Raw genomic sequence first — 20,432 nt, forward strand, 5'->3', positions numbered from 1 at the left:
TAACAATAAACAACAGCCAGAAGGGCTTTATCGCCACTCATCCGCCTTGTTCATTATTGTCCCACTTTTCGCTTCTCAAATCCATCTTCTACTCATTTCTCTTTAGGTACCTTTCGAATTATCCCCCTCATTTGCTCTTTCAGCATTCCCTCTATTTCCTTTTAGGTCATTAATGTTGGCTAAACTTTATCAAATATCAGTGGAACTTTTAGGTATTTTAGGTTAAATTAAACAAGCAATCCACAATAGCCTTGTTAAAACCATGAGATACCTACTAATTGTTTTGTCCTTGTTCTCCCTTTGCCTATCCGGAGAAGTAACTGCACAAACTGGAAATGACTATTCCCAAAAGGAGCCATCGAGAGATGGAATTGGTAAAGTCTACATGGGTAGAGAAATTTCTCATGTCATGGGATTTCATGGCGTAGCCTGGCTGGAAAGGGACAGCCGCGAGGAAGAAGAAAACACGGGGATGACCATTGCCAAATTACCAATTAGTGAGAACAGTAATGTCGCGGATGTGGGAGCAGGTTCTGGCTTTTATACTTTTCGTATCGCTGAAAGGGTACCTTCAGGTAAGGTATATGCGGTGGACATTCAACAAGACGCCTTAAACTACATTAAAAACAAAGCCACTGAACAAAAAGTAGACAATGTAACAACGGTATTGGGAACAGAAAAAAGCCCAAACTTACCTGAAAATACCTTAGATTTGGTAATTATGGTGGATGTTTACCATGAGTTGGCTTTTCCCAAAGAGATGCTTTTAAACATCAAGAAATCCTTAAATCCAACGGGTAAGTTATTGCTTATTGAATACCGTGGTGAGGATCCTAAAGTGGCCATAAAGCCATTGCATAAAATGACCGTTAAGCAAGTAAAGAAAGAATTGGAAGCCAATGGATTCAAATTGACTACCAATGGCCAATTTTTAAATATCCAGCATTTTCTGGTTTTCGAAAAAAAGGAATAGGATTATTTAATTTCCAATGAAACTTCACAGCGCTGGCCCTTTAGCATTGTGGAAATGGCTTCCTGGTCCCAGGTGCGTTTTAGCTCCTTAAGGATTGCTCCGTATTCACTTTTGTACTTTTTCCTTTTAATAGCCTCTACAAAGCGCCTGACATCTGTACGGGTTTCCAATAATAATGGTGGAACAGGTGTAGGCTTGTCATCCTCTCCTTTGGCTACCATGGTAAAGTAACAGGTATTGGTATGTTTTACAACCCCTGTTTTTACATTTTCTGAAATCACCTTGATCCCGATGATCATGGAACTGTTGCCCACGTGATTTACTGAGGCTTTTAAAGAAACCAACTCCCCTACTTCCACTGGCTGCAGAAAATCTACCGTATCTACAGAAACCGTGACACAATAAGCGCCACTGTGTTTGGTTGCAGCAGTGTAAGCCACCTTATCCATCATAGAAAGTAAAATGCCTCCATGAATTTTGCCACCAAAGTTAGCAAAAGAGGGTATCATAAGTTCGGTAATGGTAACACGCGAAAAACTGGCTGGCCTTGCACTTAGTAATGCACTCATTAATTAAGGGGATTTTTATAGATCAATATATTCGTGTCGAATTTCGAGTACAAATATATATAGGATTTCTTTCAATTAACACCTTGAATTCGGTCAGCACATTCCAAAATGAGAAAAGCCTGATAATTGGGTACCAAAATCAATGCTATTGCGGTTTTGGCAGTTTAAACTAATATTATGTTTGATTTTAAAATAAAGCTTCTGCCTTTTTCCAAAGCTATTAATTCCCCCTACCATTGGTCTAAAAAACCAACCAGTAATAAAATTAATAAATTAATGTGCCTGGTACTCTTAGTTCCTCTTTATATTTATAGCTTCCATTAACAGACCATACCATTACCCAATACATTCCTATGAACAGATATTACATTTTTCTTTTCTTCCTGGTGTTTTTCCATTCCGCTGTATTTTCCCAACAGACCTTAGACCCAAAAGATGGGGACAGGATCGTTTTATTGGGAAACGCACTGATTGAAAATGAACAGGAATATGGATTCCTCGAATACCGGCTTACCAATTATTGGCCTGATAAACACCTCACCTTTAGAAACCTGGGCTGGTCTGGGGATACCGTTTTTGGAGAAGCCAGAAGCTATTATACCAATCCTCCCGGACCTTATGACTTGCTTATTTCTCAAATAAAAGCGGCGGAACCAGACTGGATAATTATAGGCTATGGCAACGTGGAAGCACAAGAAGGTGCCGCAGGATTGTCTCACTTTAAAGCAGGCTTAAACCAATTGCTCGACAGTGTGGAAGCCATCGGTACTAAAGCACTCTTGCTTTCCACCATTCCACAAGCAATTGCAGGATCTGATGCACTTTTGGAAAAGAGAAATGAAGGGTTAATATTATACAACGAGGCTATTTCCGAAATCGCTAAAAGTAGATCGCTAGTTTTTATTGATGTATTTAATGCATTCAATACCCCCGAACGATTGAAGCACTATGAAAATAACGGTGTTCACTTGAACGAAGCTGGGTATTTGCTTCTTGCTGAAACCCTATTGGATCAACTGAAGCTCAAAACTGAAATTCCCACCTTTAAAATTGATGCTTCTACGGCAACTGTCGAAAGCAATGTTCCAACAGAAAACTTTGCCATAACAGATAAATCAAAAGGTTTTTCATTTAACAGTACCCTTCAAGCAACTTCAATACCCGTTACAAAATCCCAATTGGATGGTAAAATGATAACGGTAGATGGGTTAAAGAAAGGAATGTATACGTTGTCTATCGGAGGAAAACTTCAAGTCGTAGGATCCAGAAATGACTGGGAAAAAGGAATTTCATTGCAGCAAAGTCCATCCAAACAACAGTCTGAGCAATTGCTTAATTTAATAAGAGAGAAAGATAAAATATATTTTCACCAATACCGTCCTCAAAACAGAACCTATATTATAGGTTTCAGGTCTTATGAACAAGGCAGACATAAGGAAGGTTTGGCTGCATTGGATGCTTTAATTCTTTGGCTGGATGATCAAATCAATCAAGCTAAAAAGCCTCAAAGCGCGCAATATTTACTGGAACGGTTGCCATAATAACTGGATTTAAATCGATTGAACCATTTTACTGAAAAAGCCCCTAATACAATGATCTTGGAATCAATATCCTATATAAAATGCCTACCCAAAAAGGCTAAACGGCAACAGAAATCAACCCAATACCTCTGGAATAAAATTTCATTGGCACTTCTACTTTTAATAACAAGCTTTTCGGCACATGGCCAGAATGCGCTTAGGGATATCCCCTCTCCTGACCCACAGGACCAAATGGACAGGTTCCAGGTAGCTGAAGGTTTTGAAGTCAATTTATTTGCGGCTGAACCAATGGTAGTGAAGCCAATTCAAATGAACTGGGATGCCCAAGGCAGGTTATGGGTGGTAAGCAGTACCATTTACCCGCACTTGAAGCCTGGCGAAACTGCCAATGACAAGATCCTTGTCATAGAGGACACCGACAGGGATGGAATAGCAGACAAATCTACTGTTTTTGCTGAAGGTCTCTTCACCCCTACTGGCCTCTTGCCTGGTGATGGTGGCGTCTATGTGGCCAATTCTACAGAAATCCTACACCTAAAAGATACAGATGGAGATGGCAAAGCAGATGAAAGAACCAAAATACTTTCAGGCTTTGGAACTGGTGATACCCACCACCTCATTCATACCTTCCGCTGGGGTCCTGACGGCTTGATGTATTTCAACCAGTCCATTTACATCTACAGTCACGTAGAAACGCCCTATGGCATTCGCAGATTAGAGGGAGGCGGTGTTTGGCAATACAATACTAAAACCCAAAAGTTAGAAGTGTATGCAAAAGGATTGATTAACCCCTGGGGCCTGCAATTTGACAAATGGGGGAAAAGCTTTTTGACAGATGGCGCTGGAAGAGAAGGGATTAATTATGCCTTTCCAGGTGCCACATTTGCAACAGCTCCAGGTGCTGAACGAATTTTAAGCGGCTTGAATCCTGGTCAACCAAAACACAGTGGCTTGGACATTGTCTCAGGTGCACATATGCCGGAAGATTGGGCAGGAAGCCTTATTACCAATGATTTTAGGGCCAACCGTGTGAATCGTTTTGTTTTGGAAGAACAAGGTAGTGGCTTTGTTTCTAAGCAGGCTGATGATTTATTATGGACAGATCATATTGGCTTCAGACCGGTTGACATCTTAATGGGACCAGATGGCGCAATATATATTGCGGATTGGTACAACCCTATCATTCAGCACGGGGAAGTTGACTTTTTCGATTCCAGAAGAGACCAACAGCATGGCAGGATCTGGAGAATAACAAAAAAAGACAGTCCTTTGGTCAAGTACCCTGATTTGCAGGATAAAACCATTCCGGAATTATTGGAAGCCTTAAAATCGGAAGAAAACTGGGAAAGATTACAGGCGAAGTTGATCCTTAAAAATAAGGACGAACAGGAAGTAAAAGATGCATTAAGTAAATGGATCGATACGCTTGATCCTTCAAATCCAGAATTTGAGCACCATTTATTGGAAGGGCTTTGGATGCATCAGGCCATTGGTGCAGTGAATGTACCTTTATTGGAAAAGCTATTGACGGCTAAAAATCCTGAAGCAAGAGCTGCAGCCATAAGGGTATTGGTGCATTGGAAAGAAGACATCCCTGAAACCCAATCTCTATTGGCAAAAGCCACTAAGGATAGCCACGCAACGGTAAGGTTAGAAGCGGTTGTAGGGCTTCAAAATTTCAGCACTGCAGAAGCCACTATTGCTGCTTTGGAGGCATTGGATCAAACCATGGATGTTAACCTGGACTTTGCCTTATGGCACACCATCAACACTTTAAGCCCGGTTTGGTTACCAAAATTATTAAATGATCCTGGCTATTTCGGGAATATGGACAAAACCATATTTGCTTTAAATACCGTAGGTGACCCAAAATCCACCTCTTTGCTTGCTCAATTGTATAGCGACAATAAGGTCCCGGATAAATACCTGGAATTGGTTCGTGAAAAATTGGCCAAATATGGCACCACAGAGGATTTAACCAAAATCTACCAACAAGCCATCAATCCAAAATCTACGAATGTAGAAAGCCAATTGAAAGACCTGGAACTACTGTACAAAGCAGCTTCAGAAAGAGGCTTGGCACCACAGCATTCTTCTGCTCAATTGAGAACCTTGCTTTCAAGTAAAAATGAAGCGGTAGAGATAAAAGTATTGCAATTGGTAGGCATGTGGAAAAAAGCCGACCTATTGGACCTTATCTTGCTAAAGAACCAAGACAGCAATGAGGAGGTTAGAAAAGCCGCCATGGAAGCCATGGGTAAGCTTGATGATGCCGATAGTCAGGAACTTTTGCTCAACATGGCCAAAACGCATAAAAATGAAAGCATCCGCATCTTGGCCATTTCTCAGTTGGTGAAAACAGCACCGGAGAAGGCTACAGATGCTGCAATTACCCTGCTTTCAGAAAAGCCTTCAGAAAATGGCACGCGAGAATTGTTTGCTGCATTCCTTTCCTCCAATAATGCCACCACTGTGCTGGCCAATTCATTGTCCAATACACGCATCCCAACAGAAACGGCCAAGACAGGAAGAAAAACCATGCAAGAATTACTCCCCGTGCATAGAAGAACCAGAGCCGGAGCCATACAGCTTAAAGATGCCCTGGAAGCCTCAGGTGGAGTATTACCTCCTGAGAAAATGCCTCAGCAATTAAGCGAACGAGAAATCTATCTCCTTGGAATTGAAGTGAAAACTGAGGGAGATCCGGTGAAAGGCGAAGCCATTTACAGGCGAGCCTCTATGATGTGTCAAAACTGCCATGGTATAGGTGGAGCCGGTGGTCAGTTGGGACCGGATTTAAGTTCTTTGGGTACAAGTTTACCTATAGACAATATTATCAAATCCATACTTGAGCCTACAGAATCAATCAAAGAAGGTTTTGAGTTGCAGAAAGTAACCAAAAATGATGGTGGAATTGTAATGGGCTATTTGATCAATGATGGGGCAAGAGAAGTTGTCATTCGAGACATGGCCGGTAATGAAAATGGCATTCCTAAATCACAAATTAAAAATGTGGAAAAGGTCCCCGGTTCCTTGATGCCCGCAGGAATTACTGCTAGTCTGGAAAAACAAGAATTTATTAATTTGGTCAGCTACCTTTCCAAACTGGGAAGCAATGGAGATTTCAGGGTTACCAATGAAAAACTGGTGAGACGCTGGAAGGCAGCACCTGATTTTAAGGCTTTGAGCAAAATTGATGGAGTGAATACTTGGGAAAACCTGCCGGGTAAAAAAATTGTACCTGGCACAAAGGCTTTATACAGCAAAGTAGCCGGTGACTTGCCCTTGGGAGATATTCCTGTGATTACAGACAATAAAGGTAAAAAATTCAGCCTTGTTCAATTTGAAGTTAACATACTTAAGGCAGGAGAATTCAGTTTGAAATTAACCGGAGTTGATCAGGCCAAAGTCTGGGTAAGTGGTAAAGAAATCTCCCTCAATAAAGGTACAGGAGCTACTAATCTTAGTGTAGGCAAACAATGGGTGAATATAGTTTTTGACCGGGATAAAGCCGCTTCAGGTTCATTAATGGTATTGATAGAAGATGGAAAAGCCAATAGTGCACAAAGTCAGGTAATTGTAGGACAGTAAGTTAATTGTCCTTCATAGTTGGATTGAAAAGGGCTGTTCCTTCTTGGGTAGGATCAGTAGGTTTTGGACTAATCAAAGGAGATCATTGGATAAACGCCGGTTTTACGACCGGCGTTTTGTTTCCAAGGGATTCACTGATTAAGAGAACAGTGAATAGTTGATATACAATTTATTTCCTTTTCTCCACCTAATCCAACCTTTTCCCTTTTCTTTAAGCTGCCCATCAACAAATTTGCCGTAGAGCCATTCTTCATTGACTATTAATGGCTGAATAAACTCATATTCTATAGCTATTACTCCTGCTTGCTCAAGAGGCTTGAGCCGTACTTTTCCCGAATTTTCTTCCTTTAGCTCCACACTGTTAACAGTCATTAAAAATTCAGTCCATGAAAAAAATTCCCCTTGGTTCTTGTTCAGATAAGACACTTGGGCATTGTCCTTATTGGCAATCACTTTTAAAAAATCATGGCCAATACCCAAAACTTTAAAATACAAGACACCATAATCTAATTTAAGGTGTTCCGGATAAAGCCAAGGAGGAGCGTAAGAGGTGCTAAATTCACCAAATTGATTTTGGGTAAAAACAACACTATCCATAGGCAAATGTTCTGTCAAACCCTTCTCTAAATTTACATTCCCATAAAAATACAGGCTTGGGTTTTCATAAAAATTCGGTTTAAAAAATCCTATGCCATTTTCAGGACCTTCAATCTGCTCAGATAAAGGCAAAGCCTTTACTGAATTTCCCTTGATTGATCTTCCACTATCCCCTCTTGGACTAACAGGTAACTGGTTGAACGGAGCCATTGACAAGCTTATTATTGTCCCAAAAAACAGTAGAGTCCAATAATTCAAGGATTTAAAAATGGATTTTATCTTAAAATAAATATTTAACATTTTTAGAAATTTAATGTTTTGGTATGGGTTTCTCCACCTTTGACTTCCACATCTATTGTTTGTGCGGCTTTTTCTTTATGCGCGCCCAATGGTCTAATGGTTACCACATAATTGCCCGGGTTTAATAGAAATTTGGCTCCTTTATTATAAGTTCGGGCTCCAGCAACACTTTTGCCGGACTTTTCTTCTTTTATGGAAACTACCGTATCTATGTTCTCTCCTCCAACCTGAGTATAAATTTCAAACGCTCCCGTTTTAAAATCATAAACCAAGGGAAAAGTTTTTGCAGCAGCAATGACGACGCTATCCAGCTCGGTATTCGTTTGAAGCCCTTCCATTTTCAATGCCTGAATGGCTACTTTATATACCCCAGGATTGACTTCAACTTCCTTTTTGGCCCCATAGGTTCTGGTGGTGGCCACTACCTTTCCATTGTTATCAATTATCTTGACCATACTGTCCCAGCCCTTCCCATTATTTGAAGTAAATACATCCAATGTACCGCCATCAAAGGAGAAAGTTCGGTGGCCAATGGTATGCTCATGACTTTCTACATTGTTAACTGTAATCATATTTACATCACTTCCCTCCAATGGAACCACTTCAAAGTTGTAATTACTTGGAGGCAAGTAGAAATACCCGGTATCCCGATAAGTCCTCAGCATAATAGTTGCTCTCTTGGCAACTATATCATAGGCTTTGACATAAACATCCATTGGCTTGCCATTCTTAACGGCATAAACAGAGAAATTATTGGCAGGCTTATCCACAGTAGAAGCAGTGGCTACATTGAGGATTTCTCCTAGATTCTCTGCGTTCTCCGCACTAAAATAGCTCCCTTCCCCTGCTCCTGCTGCACACCTCAATTGCTGGGTATCTTCTTCCTTTAAGCCAAAGCCGATGATATGCAATTTAAAATCAATGCCCTCCTCTTTGGCGGCTTGGACGATCTCACAAATATTTCCATCACAGGATTCTATGCCATCTGTAATAAGGATAATGGTGGCTTTCTGCTTGGCCGCTCTTAATTGGTCAATGACCAATGTTGCAGAATAAGCCAATGGTGTTTTGCCAAGGGGTTTAATCCCTTTGACGGCTTCTATTACGTCCTTTTTTGTCCCTGTCTCGGCATCCACCATAAATTCCACATCCTCGCAATCCCCTTCCTTACGATGCCCATAGGCAACAAAGCCTAATTTTTGATGCTCAGTAAGATTCCCTATGGTACTACTCAAGGCATTGGCGGCAATTTCCATTTTGGTTTTGCCTTGCATTTGTCCCCACATGGAACCACTTGCATCGTATATAAAAATAATCGGGGGCTGGTTTTCCGGACTTTGTCCTTGGGAGTTGAAAACAATAAATAGGGTCAGGAAAAGGAAGATTGTCTTTTTCATGAGAAGATCTTTTGATTTACAAATCGTGTTGGGGAAGGGAAGTCTATTACCTATACTATAAAAGACTACTTCCAGGCATTGATCTATCTAAAATAGCGATTTTATTTCGTTATTCCGCTAAATACCATGTACTTATGTTGATTAAAAAAATATTATAACACATTTCCAATCCTAAAGGGTTTACAGGTTTGCAGACAAACAGCAGTTACTTTATTATCCGACCCTGTTTGGGTCGGGTTCGAAAACCAAACCTGTTAACAATAAACATATGACTCTTTTTGGGTCATAATTTATCTGATCACGGTAGTTTATGTTTTAACTTAAATATCCCTTCTGCGAAAATGCTTATTCTTTCTAGCCGCTAAATCGTAAAGTGCTAATTAAAGGATCATTTGGATCATTGCATAAGATTTAGGGTAAGAGCAATTATGCAAGATTAATCACACACTTAGTACTTGAATTGAATGGATAATAAAAAAAAATTTAGACTTACATTTTCAGTCCTATGGCTTACAATTGCATTCCTACAGGTTACATTCCGGTTCCTTCGACTTTCATTTCTGTTCCTACAGCTTACATCTCCGTTCCTACAGCTTACATCTCCGTTCCTACAGCTTACATCTCCGTTCCTACGGCCTACAATTGCATTCCTTCATGTTACATTTAGATTCCCGCAGGTTTCTTTAACCTTCCTTCACATTACTTTCCGGTTCCTTCGGATAACTATTGCCTTCCTTCCGGGGACTCATGCTTTCCTTTAACTTACCTCCTATCTGCTTTACTATTTAGGAATGGTGGCAAAAACATCCTTAATGGACTTGCTTAAATTTTCGGGTGTAGGCGGTGAAAACATCGTAACCATCCTTTTTCCCTCTTTGTCAAATACTTTATGGGTGAGGACATCACCGGCAGCACTCACCAAACCGGAGCTTGATGGTAAGCCATTTGGGTAATAGCTTTCCCATTTCCCCAGCAGTACTCCCTCGGAAGCTGTTATCAATATCAATTTTACATCTCCTCTGATGAATGAGGTTTCACCATGAACCAAGCCGTTTTTGTAATGCACCTCATAACTAAACCTATCCTCATTATTCTTGATATAGTCAGGATAAATCCATAAACCCTCTTTTTTACCTTTGGCATATTTGCCTTGCATTTTAATTGCACCCTCTTCATTGTAATGCGTACAATCACCTTGAAGCACTCCATTGAAATAGTACATTTCGGATTTTAAAGTACCGGAAGTATAGTAGGTTTGTAGCTTACCAACAAGCTGTTCTTTGGCATTGCGGTAGCCTTTCTCATGAATTTTCCCATTGGCATGGTAAGTACTAAAGGGGACGGATTTATGTGTGACTGTCTTTGTCTCATAGGTGACCTTGGTCGTCGGCTGTATTTCTTGTTTAGGGATGGACTTATAAAACGTTCTCATGGCTTCTAGAAAAGTTTCGGTTTTTTCCTTACTGACCCCAACCTTGTCTACAAACTCCCCCTCTTCCGTATACAAGCCCCTCAATGTGAATTTATTGTCACTGGAAATAAAGCCAACAGCCCATAAATTATCGCTATTGTCGTAATACATTTCCCATATTGTATTAGGTGCGGGATTGCCTAAAAATGCATGCATGGAGCGGATTTTATGCGTTCCTTCATAAAGGATGGTCTCTCCGTGTAGTTGGCCATTTTTATAGTTCACGGAGAAGCGATATGGAAGCCCATCTTTAGATGCTGCGTAGTTATTATAGACCCAAAGCCCTTCTTTTTTGCCTTGCACATATAGCCCTTCCCTGCTTATTGAGCCATCTTCATTGTATTGAATGCATAACCCATTCGGTACACCATTGTCGTAAACGGCAGTCATGGATAATTTTTCAGAGGGAAAGAAAACCGTCAGAGTATCAACGAATTGCTTGTGAGCATTCACAAAACCCTTTTTGTAAATATTGCCATTGGCATGGTATTCTACATAAGGGCTGGGTTTAAATACCACCCTATTGTATTTTACTTGCGCCTGGACAAGACTAACTATAGCAAAGGAAAAAACAAGAAGGATAAGCGCACGTAATACCATAATAGAATACCTTTTATAGCGGATAATATTAAAGGTATAAAAATGTCAATAAAAATACCCCAATCAATAGTACAATCTTATAGACAAATTTGAAGACAATGGGCCGGTGCTAAAACAGCTCGGGCAAACCATAAGCCCATCAATGTATGGCTCAGAAAGAAAGGGCGAATTCAACTTACTTTTGGATAAACAATTTACCAGTGGATAAGTAACCTGCCCTACTGCCAATTACAATTTAAATCCGCTTAGGTGGACCAACTTAGTGAAGTACTCGGGATTTAAAATCAGTTCATTAAGGATATTTTCCATGTTTTTACTCAATTCATAATCGCTGGTATAGGAGACAAAGACATCTCCTTCAGGGCCAAAATAGACCTTTGAAACATCCAAGTTACTATCCTTGGCACCGGTTTTTAAAAGGATTTCCCACAGTTCCCCTTGCAATAAATCATATTTATCCACCAACATATAGACAAAATCATCGTCAGGTTGTTCCGGTAACCAAACGGTATAATTACCGTTTATTTTCGACCTTTCCACTCTACAGAGATATACTTTACTGGTTTCCATTTCATTACCATTTTTTAAGAAGGATCGTATTTTTCTCCTTATTCCCATTTAGCTGTAGGCCATACAACATTTCCCCAAGCAGGTCTAATCCGAACACAGCCAACAGCACGTATTGCCTTGACTAGAACTGGTCCCTGAGCTTGTCGAGGGGGTTTTGAAGTTTTCCCTACCATTTTTCAGGGTTCAATCAGGTTGATGGCGTTTCTACCAATTCGTAATTTGTACTTCTTCCACCACTTGTTTTTTTTTGTAAAACATCCTTTTTAATTAAATCTTGAATATCTCTTAGCGCAGTGTCTTGAGAACATTTACAAATTTTTCCCCACTTTGTAGTTGTGAGCTTGCCTGTAAATCCGTCAAGTAATCTATTAATCATTTTTTGCTGACGTTCATTTAAAATAGTAGATGAATGAGTTTTCCAGAATTCAGCTTTTTGTAATACTCTTTGAAGTACATCATAAGTTGAATTTATAGCTTCTTGCAAACATTCTAAAAACCACAAAATCCATTCAGTTATATCAGAATTTTCTTTCTGCGTTCTTTCTAATACTTCATAGTATTGTTTCCGTTGAACTCTTATTTGAGCCGACATACTATAAAATCTTTTAGCACTATTGTCTGAACGAGCCAATATCATTTCAGTAATTGCCCTTGTTATTCTGCCATTTCCATCTTCAAACGGGTGTATGGTTACAAACCATAAATGTGATATTGCAGCTTTTAGAACAGGGTCAACTTCTTTTTCTGTTTCAATCCAATCAAGAAGTTTCGCCATTTCAGAGTCTATCCGTTCTGCTGCTGGAGCTTCAAAATGAACCTTTTCTCTTCCCAGTGTTCCTGACACAACTTGCATTGAACCTTTTATGTCCCTACGCCAATCAGCTACTGTTATTTTAAACATATTACTCCAACCAGTAGGAAACAATGCCGAATGCCATCCAAATAATCGTTCTTTTGTAAGAGCTACGTCATATCGCTGGGTTGCATCTAACATCATTTCTACGATACCATCAATATGCCTTTCAGATTCTACTGCACCAGCAATGTCAATCCCAAGTCTACGTGCAATGGAAGAACGCACTTGTTCTGCCTCTAAGATTTCTCCTTCAATTTCAGATGACTTAACGATTTCTAGTGTTAGTGTATTCAGTATCGCTTCATTTTGTAAGTCAAATCCAAGCGACTCCATCCGTCCTAGTAGTTTTCCTTGTAAGTTCCTAGTTTCACTTAGCTTCAGTAGAACTTTCTTGTCATTCCAAGTGAAATCAGTCCAATTATCTCTATGGTGAATGTAAAACGTCATATCTCCGCAAATTATGCGGTTAATATACAGTCTATTCTCCGCATTTAAAATATTCTCCGCAAAATATGATCTAAATAACAGTTATTTTCTCCGCAGATTGTTTATTTCAATAGAAGGAATACCAAAAATTATTGCACCGATGAAATTATCCTTTACAATTGAATCAAATAAGTCAAGTGTCTTTATTTCTTTCCAAACAAAGTATCCAGTAAATAGACTAAGAATTTAATAGAACCTGTTGAAAATGGTCTGGAAATGGCTAAAGGAACAAAAGGATTATTGGACTATCATTACAGGCGCAATTTAATAATTTCCCTGCTACCTACCCCCCAACAAATCCTATCCAATCCCCATCGCAGAAAGCTACCAAAGGCTGAGTCCAATCCTGATCGATTAGGACTTGAATGAACCGAATATTAATTCGTATGTTTAAAACTACTGTAAGTAAGTTTTCTCCACAACCATTCTAATGGACCTTGCTGAAATTTTCTTAGCCACAGCCAGCTTAGCGTTAACTGGATTATAAAAATAATCACCACTAAACTCAACAGCTCAAATCGGGAGAATTGGTTAAAAAATGATAGCCCATAACCATAAAAAATAAATCCTAACAGGGTATTTTGAAAGATGTAGTTCGTAAGTGCTGTTCTTCCTACTTTAGAAATTAACTTTATCTTGGAAGACCTGAAAAACTTCTGAAATAGTCCGTTGAAGATCAATATATATCCTACTCCGAGAAGTTCCTTAGGAAATGTAAAAAGCCATCCTTTCCAAATATTTGTAACAGGCTCAAAATAATCATAGGTCCATTGGTAATATCTTATATAATTGATAATTAATCCAACACCAAGAATAACCAAAGAGATAAGCCAGTAATTTTTCCAGACTTGATAATTCTGGAATATTCCTGACCGATAAAAAATGATCCCTAAGATCATTGCTATTAGAGATGGGAAAAGCAGCCCTTGGTAGTAAACAAGCCCCTTGTGAGCACTGGAATTTTTGTACGTTTCTTTTAAACCTATCAAATAGGTACTTTTATTTGCTTCAACTTTTGAGGTGTCAGGGTCTTTTTTCTTGGTTTGATTTTTCCAAAAGTTGATATTCTTAATGTCGTCTTTTGATCGTTGGTCTTTCGGTATGTTGATGGCTTTTGTGTGATTATCCTGCCAGCCTTTCCTCATCATGGTTTGATCGTAAGATTTCGCCAGTTGAAGTAGGGATAGAAAAGCAATAATGAGAAGTAGGCTTTTTGTTTTGAAGGATCTGAACGGAAATAATAAAAATCCGCAAATGGCATAATGATAGAGAACATCTCCCGTCCAGATAAAATAGGAATGAATTACTCCAATGATGAATAGCCAAAGCAATCTTCTGGCATAAATGTCCATTGCCTTAAGTCCCAGTTGCTTTTTCTCAAGGCGTTCCAAAAAAATGTAAAAACCTACGCCAAATAAAAGAGCAAACATGGTGTAGAACTTACCCTGAGTTAAGAAGTAGACCCAAAATCGTGTTGAGTAATCAATAGTCCCTTCAAACCCAAATTTCCATGGACTCCACGGGTCAGGGTAAGCGAAGTTCTCAATATTAATAAACAGAATTCCAAGTATTGCAATACCTCTTAAAAAGTCCAGAGAAGAAATCCGCTCGGAAGATTCAGTAGCTTTTATTGATGTTGACATTTAGAAGGTTGCGATATTCGTTATAAAGTTCAAAAAATTTGTCTTTGATGTCCTCAAAAGTATCATTTGAAGATATTCCAGGTCCCCAGTTTCCCATTAAGTGATGAATTTGATCGGAGTACAAATTGGCTAATACAACTTTATAAATAATAAGCTTAGAAGTTACATATATACCAGCAATATCCCCACCCATTTAATTGATTTCCTGCCAAATTAAGCATTCCAAACAAAGTATCCAGTAAATAGACTAAAATTTTAATGGAAACTGTTGAAAATGGTCTGGAACTAGCTAAAGGAACAAAAGGATTATTGGACTATCATTACAGGCGTAATTTAATTATTCAACTGCTACCTACCTCCCCCAACAAATCCTATCAAATCCACATAGCAGAAAAGCTACCGGAGGATTGAGTCCAATCCCGATCGATTAGGACTACAATGATCCGAAGCCATATTTCGCATCATCGTAGCTTAATTGTTTTGTTTATTCAATTTTTTTTTCCCTTTTCCTCCTTGCCTCTATATTCAATTGTTTGGCAATTAATAAAGTCAAATTTTTAGCAGACTTTTTAAGTTCGGTTTTATATTTTGCTTTTTCAAAAGTGATAATTTTCACAAGTTCCATCTGAAACAAGTCTTCTCTCAGACCACCCTTAAGTACCAATGTTACAATAATCCAAAACCTGTCTTTTGGTCTTCCATCAAGAGTTATTGTGTCGGATTTCATTTGATATTCAAGTACATTCAAATCTGATATTTTAATTACTGCCTCCTTTTCATGGTTTCTTAAAATCAAAAAATCTTGATCTTTATTCCAAACTAAGATGTTTTTTGATGGAGTTTTCAGAGCTGTATAGCATTTACTCATTTGAATCATCCCAACAAATCCAAACAATGCAGAAGTAATCAAGTATACCCAATTGAAGTCCTCTTTTACTATCAGGTAGATTAAAAAAATGCTTACGGAAAGGCAAAACAACATTGATACAAAAAAGAAGGCTAATGTTATAACATTCTTAATCGAACGAGAGTAACTCAGCGAAAAATATCTGGCTGATACATCAATTATATAATTCTCAATATTTGTCCTCAAATCGTATTATAAACTCTAACGGCCAAGCATACCTGACGGAGTCGAGCGATTGCCGACTCTGGGGTGGTCATGCAATGTTGTGGGTAGTTATTAATCTATTTTTTATTTCTTCTACTGTTTTATCGTATTCAAAATCTATCTTTTTTTTGAAGCCCTTTTCCGCATTATTCTTTTCGGTATAATTGGCGCCCCAACGATATATATCCATAACAATAGGAACAAGGTCAAGACCTTTTTTTGTCAAAGAATATAAATAGGCAGATTTATTATTTAAATCAACTTCTTTTTTAATAATTCCGTTAGCTAAGAGTCTATTAAGTCTATCTGTAAGAATATTTGTTGATATACTTTCTATACTCACCAATTGATTGAAATGGCGATTGTCAAAAAAAATAAAATCTCGAAGAATTAAGAGAGTCCATTTATCTCCGAAAATGTCCAGAGATAATGTTATTGGGCAATTTGACCTTCTTTTTTGACCTTCCATTTTTCAAAGTTACGAAAAGTACTTGCATAATAAAAGTTCTATTATATATTTGTACTTGCAAAATACAAGTACAAATTAAAAATATATTTTATGTCTTATTCAACAAGTGTTTTAATTGAAGCAAATTCAGAAGCTATATTTAATGCTATAACCCAATCAGTTCAAGAATGGTGGGGTAACACTGATTCTGTCAGTTCAAAATTAGATGATGAGTTCACAACAAGTTTTGGCAAAACATTCTGGAAATTTAAAATTGTAGAATTAAAGCGGAATTCGAAAATAGTTTGGGAATGTATTGATGCAAAGCATATTCATGCTGGTTATGACGGAATTGAAAAGGAATGGATTGGAACAAAGGTTGAATGGTTTTTGGAAGTAAAAAGTCAAAATGAAACCATTTTAAATTTTGTCCATAATGGACTTGTTCCAGAATTAAATTGTTACGAAATATGTTGGCCTGCTTGGGAAAGGTTTGCAACTCAAAGTCTCAAAAATTTTGTTGAAACTGGAAAAGGAATGCCACATTTGTCCTAATTACCCACAACGGCTTAAATATGCTTCATATAGGCGCTTATCCGATACGAAGCATATATTTTGTTGGCAATAGTTTTCATTCTGTATCTATGTTGTTCTTGTTTTTATTGGTGAAGATGAAAAATCTTCCCATTCAATTGGATTGTTATTCAATCTGGATACCATTGATATTTGACCAATATGTGTTAAAATATCTGACAAAGGACCTTGTAATAATCTTTTGGAGTAATTCATATCTAATTCATTTTCAGAAAGAACTTTATCTAAATTTTTCATTTCTGAATTAAACCTGTCAATTTCTGATTCTAAGTCAAGCTTATGAGGTTCTTCTTTCGGTATTCTTCCTTCTTGGATAAAGATTGTAGTTGAGCTTAAAACAAAATGCATATGGTTGATAATTTCCTTTGGAGTTCTGCTTTCCTTTCCCAATGTATAATCACCAAACTCAGCATTTCTATATTTTACGGATTTTAGAAATCTATAGTCAATTGTGGCTAAAGTATGTCTTAAATATTCGTTTTTCATTTATCAATTCTTTAATTTTGCCAACAATAGGGTATCTAATGTTTGAAGAAGACAATATAAGGACTAGTAACGCTTATTCAAATAGCTAGATACCTACTGTTGTAATGCCTTTTTCTATGCCTTGTAAAAACAGACGCTTCTCCTCCCGCTCCTGCGGGTCTATCTAAAGAAAAACGGAGTTGGACAAACTCTCCCTCTCAAATTATTATCTATCAGGGTTTAATTTCCAGTTATGGGTTTTTATGCTTGTATAAGAACCGTTGCTGGAAAGTCAGCAATCAAGCCACCTACCCAAATATAATTGTTTTTAATTTTTTCTGGCGGGGATGGGTAAATAATTACCGCCCCTGACTATATCAGGACAGGCTTGCCAGTATCCACGCCAAGCTGAAAGCCATTGATGAATGGCTTAGAAACCGACTTCGATATTGTATCTGGTCCCGGTCGACCGGGAGAAAAAGCCGGAGCGAAAACGTAAAAATCTTATTCAACTTGGGGCTGACCAAGACCACGCTTACGCATGGAGCAGAACCAGAAAAGGGGGATGGGCGGTAGCTCAGAGTCCGATTCTGATTACTACGATCACTTTGTCACGCCTAAGAAGAAAAGGATATGAATCCATGCTTTCCTATTACCTCAAAACGCAACCCATATTCCGGTGAACTGGGGCTGAGCGTAAAAAATGATCTCTTTGGATCATTTTAGTGAAGAGCCGGAATGCAGGGCAGGTACGAGACTCCCGGTCGACTGTGTGAGGGCCTCAACCTGAGCTATTTGGCTCAGGTCGGGCTACTCGATTAGGCAATGTTATAATTTTTAGTCTTTAGTTTTTCTTTTATTAGAGCTACAAGCTTATTCTCGAGATTCATATTTTCGTCGAAATGGTCAACCTCAATTCGGAGAGTTGTTTCACCTCTATTATCAACTACAACCCGCTTGAAAACTTCTTCATAAGTCTCCTCGTTCGCTTGAAATTTATCGTCTGCAAAAACAACATCACTTCGTTCATCATCAAATAATCTGATTGACATGCCTTTGTATTTAAAGTCATATCCTTCTCCGTAGTTCATGCTGTCAATTTCACCAATGAGAACCAACCCATCAACTTCTTGAAGGTGAGGTAAAAGTTCTTTCACCCTTTCATCTGTTTTTATCTCAATGTATGTTGCCATTCTGGTATATTGCCTAACGGCTTGGCTATGCGTAGTGCGGGATTAAAGAGCACTGCACTGTCCGCTTACCGACATGTTTGTTAATATTCATTTACTTTCAATTGAGCACTAAAACCCGCATTACGTATAGCCTTTGTGTGTGCCCAGCATGGGCATTTGGTATCGAAGATACCAAATTATTCCAGAGGGTGAAAGTCCCTCATGTGCGGGAGTCGTGTCCCGAAGCATTAGCAAGTCGCAAGGTGGTTTGTCGTGAGACATGCACTGAAGGAAGCGAGACTGCAAACCTCGGTTCCAACGAACAGGAACTGGATACTGAGGCCTGACAGGTTGGATGAGGTAGCACATCATACCGACGTCCGAAGGGTGGGAAACCATCAAATACCTGTCTGGTAGATCCAGTGGATATTGGGGAAAGGAATATGCCCTTACCTGGGGAGGTCTTGGAATAGACTCGGTTTCTATGAGCCAAGAAGTCAGCCGACGTCGTAGTAGCTGGAGAAACGAGCAGGGATTGCTTTAACCATACCCCTGATGGTCTCACAGAAAAGTGAAGGACTGAACATTGGATTACGTCCTAATTCGATGAGGAGTACCTCTTTGGTGCAGCCTCATCTTAAGCGGACAGGTTACAGTTTAATTATGATAGAAAAAGTACTCAACCGTAAGAACCTCTACAAAGCCTACCGAAAGGTAGTGCAGAACAAAGGTTCGGCAGGAGTGGACGGCATGAAAGTCACAGAACTGCTTTCTTATCTGGAAAGTAACAGGGACAGTATTGCCACATCCATTCTGAACCACACGTATGTACCTAAACCTATCGAGGGGGTAGAAATCCCGAAGGAAAACGGAAAGATGAGACTACTGGGGATTCCCACGGTAGTGGACAGGTGGGTCCAACAGGCGGTTAGCCAAGTGCTGATGACCAAGTATGAACTCACGTTCGAGGAATACAGTTATGGTTTCCGACCACAGAAGAACATCCACAAGGCGGTAACACAAGCCCTGAAATACATCAATGATGGCTATCAGGACATCGTGGACATTGACTTGAAAGGATTCTTTGATGAAGTAAATCATTCCATCCTACTACAGTTCATCTATCAACGGGTAAAATGCCCGACAACTCTCCGGCTTATTCGAAAATGGCTACGTGCACCAATCCAAATTGACGGAAAACTGCACAAACGTAGAAAAGGCGTACCACAGGGCTCCCCGATCAGCCCCTTACTAAGCAACATCCTGCTGGATGTTCTGGACAAGGAACTGGACAGGAGAAACCTACAATACATTAGGTATGCTGACGATTTCAGCATCTACACTAAGTCAAGGACGGAGGCCAGAAAAGTGGGCAACGAGATTTATCTTTTTCTAAGGGACAAACTCAGATTGCCTATTAACAAGGAGAAAAGTGGCATCCGAAGACCCTCTAACTTCCAGTTGTTGGGACATGCATTTGTTCCGACATATAAGAAAGGGGACAAAGGAAAATACCAACTGGTGGTGAAAAAGAACAGTTGGGAGTCGCTCAAACGTAAGCTCAAGCAGATCACCAAGAAAACCAAACCGTACAGCTTCGAGGAGAGGTTGAAAAAGCTGGCTGAGGTCTGGCGGGGATGGGTGAATAATTACCGCCTTGCCAGTATCCACGCCAAGCTGAAAGCCATTGATGAATGGCTTAGAAACCGACTTCGATATTGTATCTGGCATGATTGGAAAAAGCCGGAGCGAAAACGTAAAAATCTTATTCAACTTGGGGTTGACCAAGACCATGCTTACGCATGGAGCAGAACCAGAAAAGGGGGATGGGCGGTAGCTCAGAGTCCGATTCTGATTACTACGATCACTTTGTCACGCCTAAGAAGAAAAGGTTACGAGTCTATGGTTTCCTATTACCTCAAATCCCAACCTACAATCCAGTGAACCGCCGTATACGAGACCCGTACGTACGGTGGTGTGAGAGGCGAACCGTGAGCTTATGGCTCACGGCCGTCTACTCGATTGTGCGGTCGGCTTTCTTTTTCTTG

Annotated in this window: 16 protein-coding genes; 5 read left to right on the forward strand and 11 right to left on the reverse strand. The window is 39.3% G+C overall.

Annotation, left to right across the window (positions count from 1 at the left end):
• The first annotated feature begins 262 nt into the window (after nucleotides 1-262).
• The gene (locus tag AC0L7T_RS15335; RefSeq protein WP_473336264.1) at nucleotides 263-973 is read left to right on the forward strand and encodes a class I SAM-dependent methyltransferase; all 711 of its coding nucleotides are present in this window, start codon (nucleotides 263-265) and stop codon (nucleotides 971-973) included.
• Nucleotides 974-975: 2 nt separating this feature from the next.
• Here the strand turns inward: AC0L7T_RS15335 and AC0L7T_RS15340 are convergent, their stop codons facing one another.
• Nucleotides 976-1,542: an acyl-CoA thioesterase gene (locus tag AC0L7T_RS15340; protein ID WP_473336265.1), complete on the reverse strand. Its 567-nt coding sequence runs from the start codon at nucleotides 1,540-1,542 to the stop codon at nucleotides 976-978.
• Between the two features lie 353 nt (nucleotides 1,543-1,895).
• Between AC0L7T_RS15340 and AC0L7T_RS15345 the strand changes: the two genes are divergently transcribed.
• Both AC0L7T_RS15345 and AC0L7T_RS15350 read left to right on the forward strand, forming a co-directional pair.
• The gene (locus AC0L7T_RS15345; protein WP_473336266.1) at nucleotides 1,896-3,083 is read left to right on the forward strand and encodes a GDSL-type esterase/lipase family protein; all 1,188 of its coding nucleotides are present in this window, start codon (nucleotides 1,896-1,898) and stop codon (nucleotides 3,081-3,083) included.
• A gap of 51 nt (nucleotides 3,084-3,134) precedes the next feature.
• Nucleotides 3,135-6,674 (forward strand): PVC-type heme-binding CxxCH protein, encoded by a 3,540-nt coding sequence (locus AC0L7T_RS15350; protein ID WP_473336268.1) that lies wholly within the window; start codon nucleotides 3,135-3,137, stop codon nucleotides 6,672-6,674.
• 138 nt (nucleotides 6,675-6,812) lie between these two features.
• Here AC0L7T_RS15350 and AC0L7T_RS15355 read toward each other — a convergent pair whose 3' ends face one another.
• From AC0L7T_RS15355 to AC0L7T_RS15390, 8 genes are all read right to left on the reverse strand, one after another.
• The gene (locus AC0L7T_RS15355) at nucleotides 6,813-7,481 is read right to left on the reverse strand and encodes a hypothetical protein (RefSeq protein WP_473336270.1); all 669 of its coding nucleotides are present in this window, start codon (nucleotides 7,479-7,481) and stop codon (nucleotides 6,813-6,815) included.
• A gap of 92 nt (nucleotides 7,482-7,573) precedes the next feature.
• A complete protein-coding gene (locus tag AC0L7T_RS15360) occupies nucleotides 7,574-8,968 on the reverse strand; it encodes a vWA domain-containing protein (protein WP_473336271.1) in 1,395 nt (464 codons plus the stop codon).
• A gap of 781 nt (nucleotides 8,969-9,749) precedes the next feature.
• A complete protein-coding gene (locus tag AC0L7T_RS15365) occupies nucleotides 9,750-11,039 on the reverse strand; it encodes a toxin-antitoxin system YwqK family antitoxin (protein ID WP_473336273.1) in 1,290 nt (429 codons plus the stop codon).
• 228 nt (nucleotides 11,040-11,267) lie between these two features.
• Nucleotides 11,268-11,609: a hypothetical protein gene (locus tag AC0L7T_RS15370; RefSeq protein ID WP_473336275.1), complete on the reverse strand. Its 342-nt coding sequence runs from the start codon at nucleotides 11,607-11,609 to the stop codon at nucleotides 11,268-11,270.
• A 187-nt stretch (nucleotides 11,610-11,796) separates the two neighbouring features.
• Nucleotides 11,797-12,912 carry a Fic family protein gene (locus tag AC0L7T_RS15375; protein ID WP_473336277.1) on the reverse strand — a complete coding sequence of 372 codons (1,116 nt, stop codon included), beginning with the start codon at nucleotides 12,910-12,912 and terminating at the stop codon, nucleotides 11,797-11,799.
• A gap of 416 nt (nucleotides 12,913-13,328) precedes the next feature.
• Complete coding sequence (locus tag AC0L7T_RS15380) at nucleotides 13,329-14,594, reverse strand: DUF418 domain-containing protein (protein ID WP_473336278.1); 1,266 nt, start codon at nucleotides 14,592-14,594, stop codon at nucleotides 13,329-13,331.
• Nucleotides 14,595-15,078: 484 nt separating this feature from the next.
• Complete coding sequence (locus AC0L7T_RS15385) at nucleotides 15,079-15,504, reverse strand: hypothetical protein (protein WP_473336279.1); 426 nt, start codon at nucleotides 15,502-15,504, stop codon at nucleotides 15,079-15,081.
• Nucleotides 15,505-15,754: 250 nt separating this feature from the next.
• Nucleotides 15,755-16,174 (reverse strand): winged helix-turn-helix transcriptional regulator, encoded by a 420-nt coding sequence (locus tag AC0L7T_RS15390; RefSeq protein WP_473336280.1) that lies wholly within the window; start codon nucleotides 16,172-16,174, stop codon nucleotides 15,755-15,757.
• A 90-nt stretch (nucleotides 16,175-16,264) separates the two neighbouring features.
• On the opposite strand from AC0L7T_RS15390, the gene AC0L7T_RS15395 reads away from it, so the two are divergent.
• Complete coding sequence (locus AC0L7T_RS15395) at nucleotides 16,265-16,708, forward strand: hypothetical protein (protein WP_473336282.1); 444 nt, start codon at nucleotides 16,265-16,267, stop codon at nucleotides 16,706-16,708.
• A gap of 87 nt (nucleotides 16,709-16,795) precedes the next feature.
• Here AC0L7T_RS15395 and AC0L7T_RS15400 read toward each other — a convergent pair whose 3' ends face one another.
• Both AC0L7T_RS15400 and AC0L7T_RS15405 read right to left on the reverse strand, forming a co-directional pair.
• Nucleotides 16,796-17,233, reverse strand: a complete 438-nt coding sequence (locus AC0L7T_RS15400; protein WP_473336283.1) for a hypothetical protein — start codon at nucleotides 17,231-17,233, stop codon at nucleotides 16,796-16,798.
• A gap of 797 nt (nucleotides 17,234-18,030) precedes the next feature.
• Complete coding sequence (locus AC0L7T_RS15405; protein ID WP_473336285.1) at nucleotides 18,031-18,405, reverse strand: hypothetical protein; 375 nt, start codon at nucleotides 18,403-18,405, stop codon at nucleotides 18,031-18,033.
• A gap of 534 nt (nucleotides 18,406-18,939) precedes the next feature.
• On the opposite strand from AC0L7T_RS15405, the gene ltrA reads away from it, so the two are divergent.
• A complete protein-coding gene (gene ltrA / locus AC0L7T_RS15410; RefSeq protein ID WP_473336287.1) occupies nucleotides 18,940-20,328 on the forward strand; it encodes a group II intron reverse transcriptase/maturase in 1,389 nt (462 codons plus the stop codon).
• The last annotated feature ends 104 nt before the right edge of the window (nucleotides 20,329-20,432 follow it).

This window comes from Cyclobacterium sp. 10D3-21, assembly GCF_055809755.1.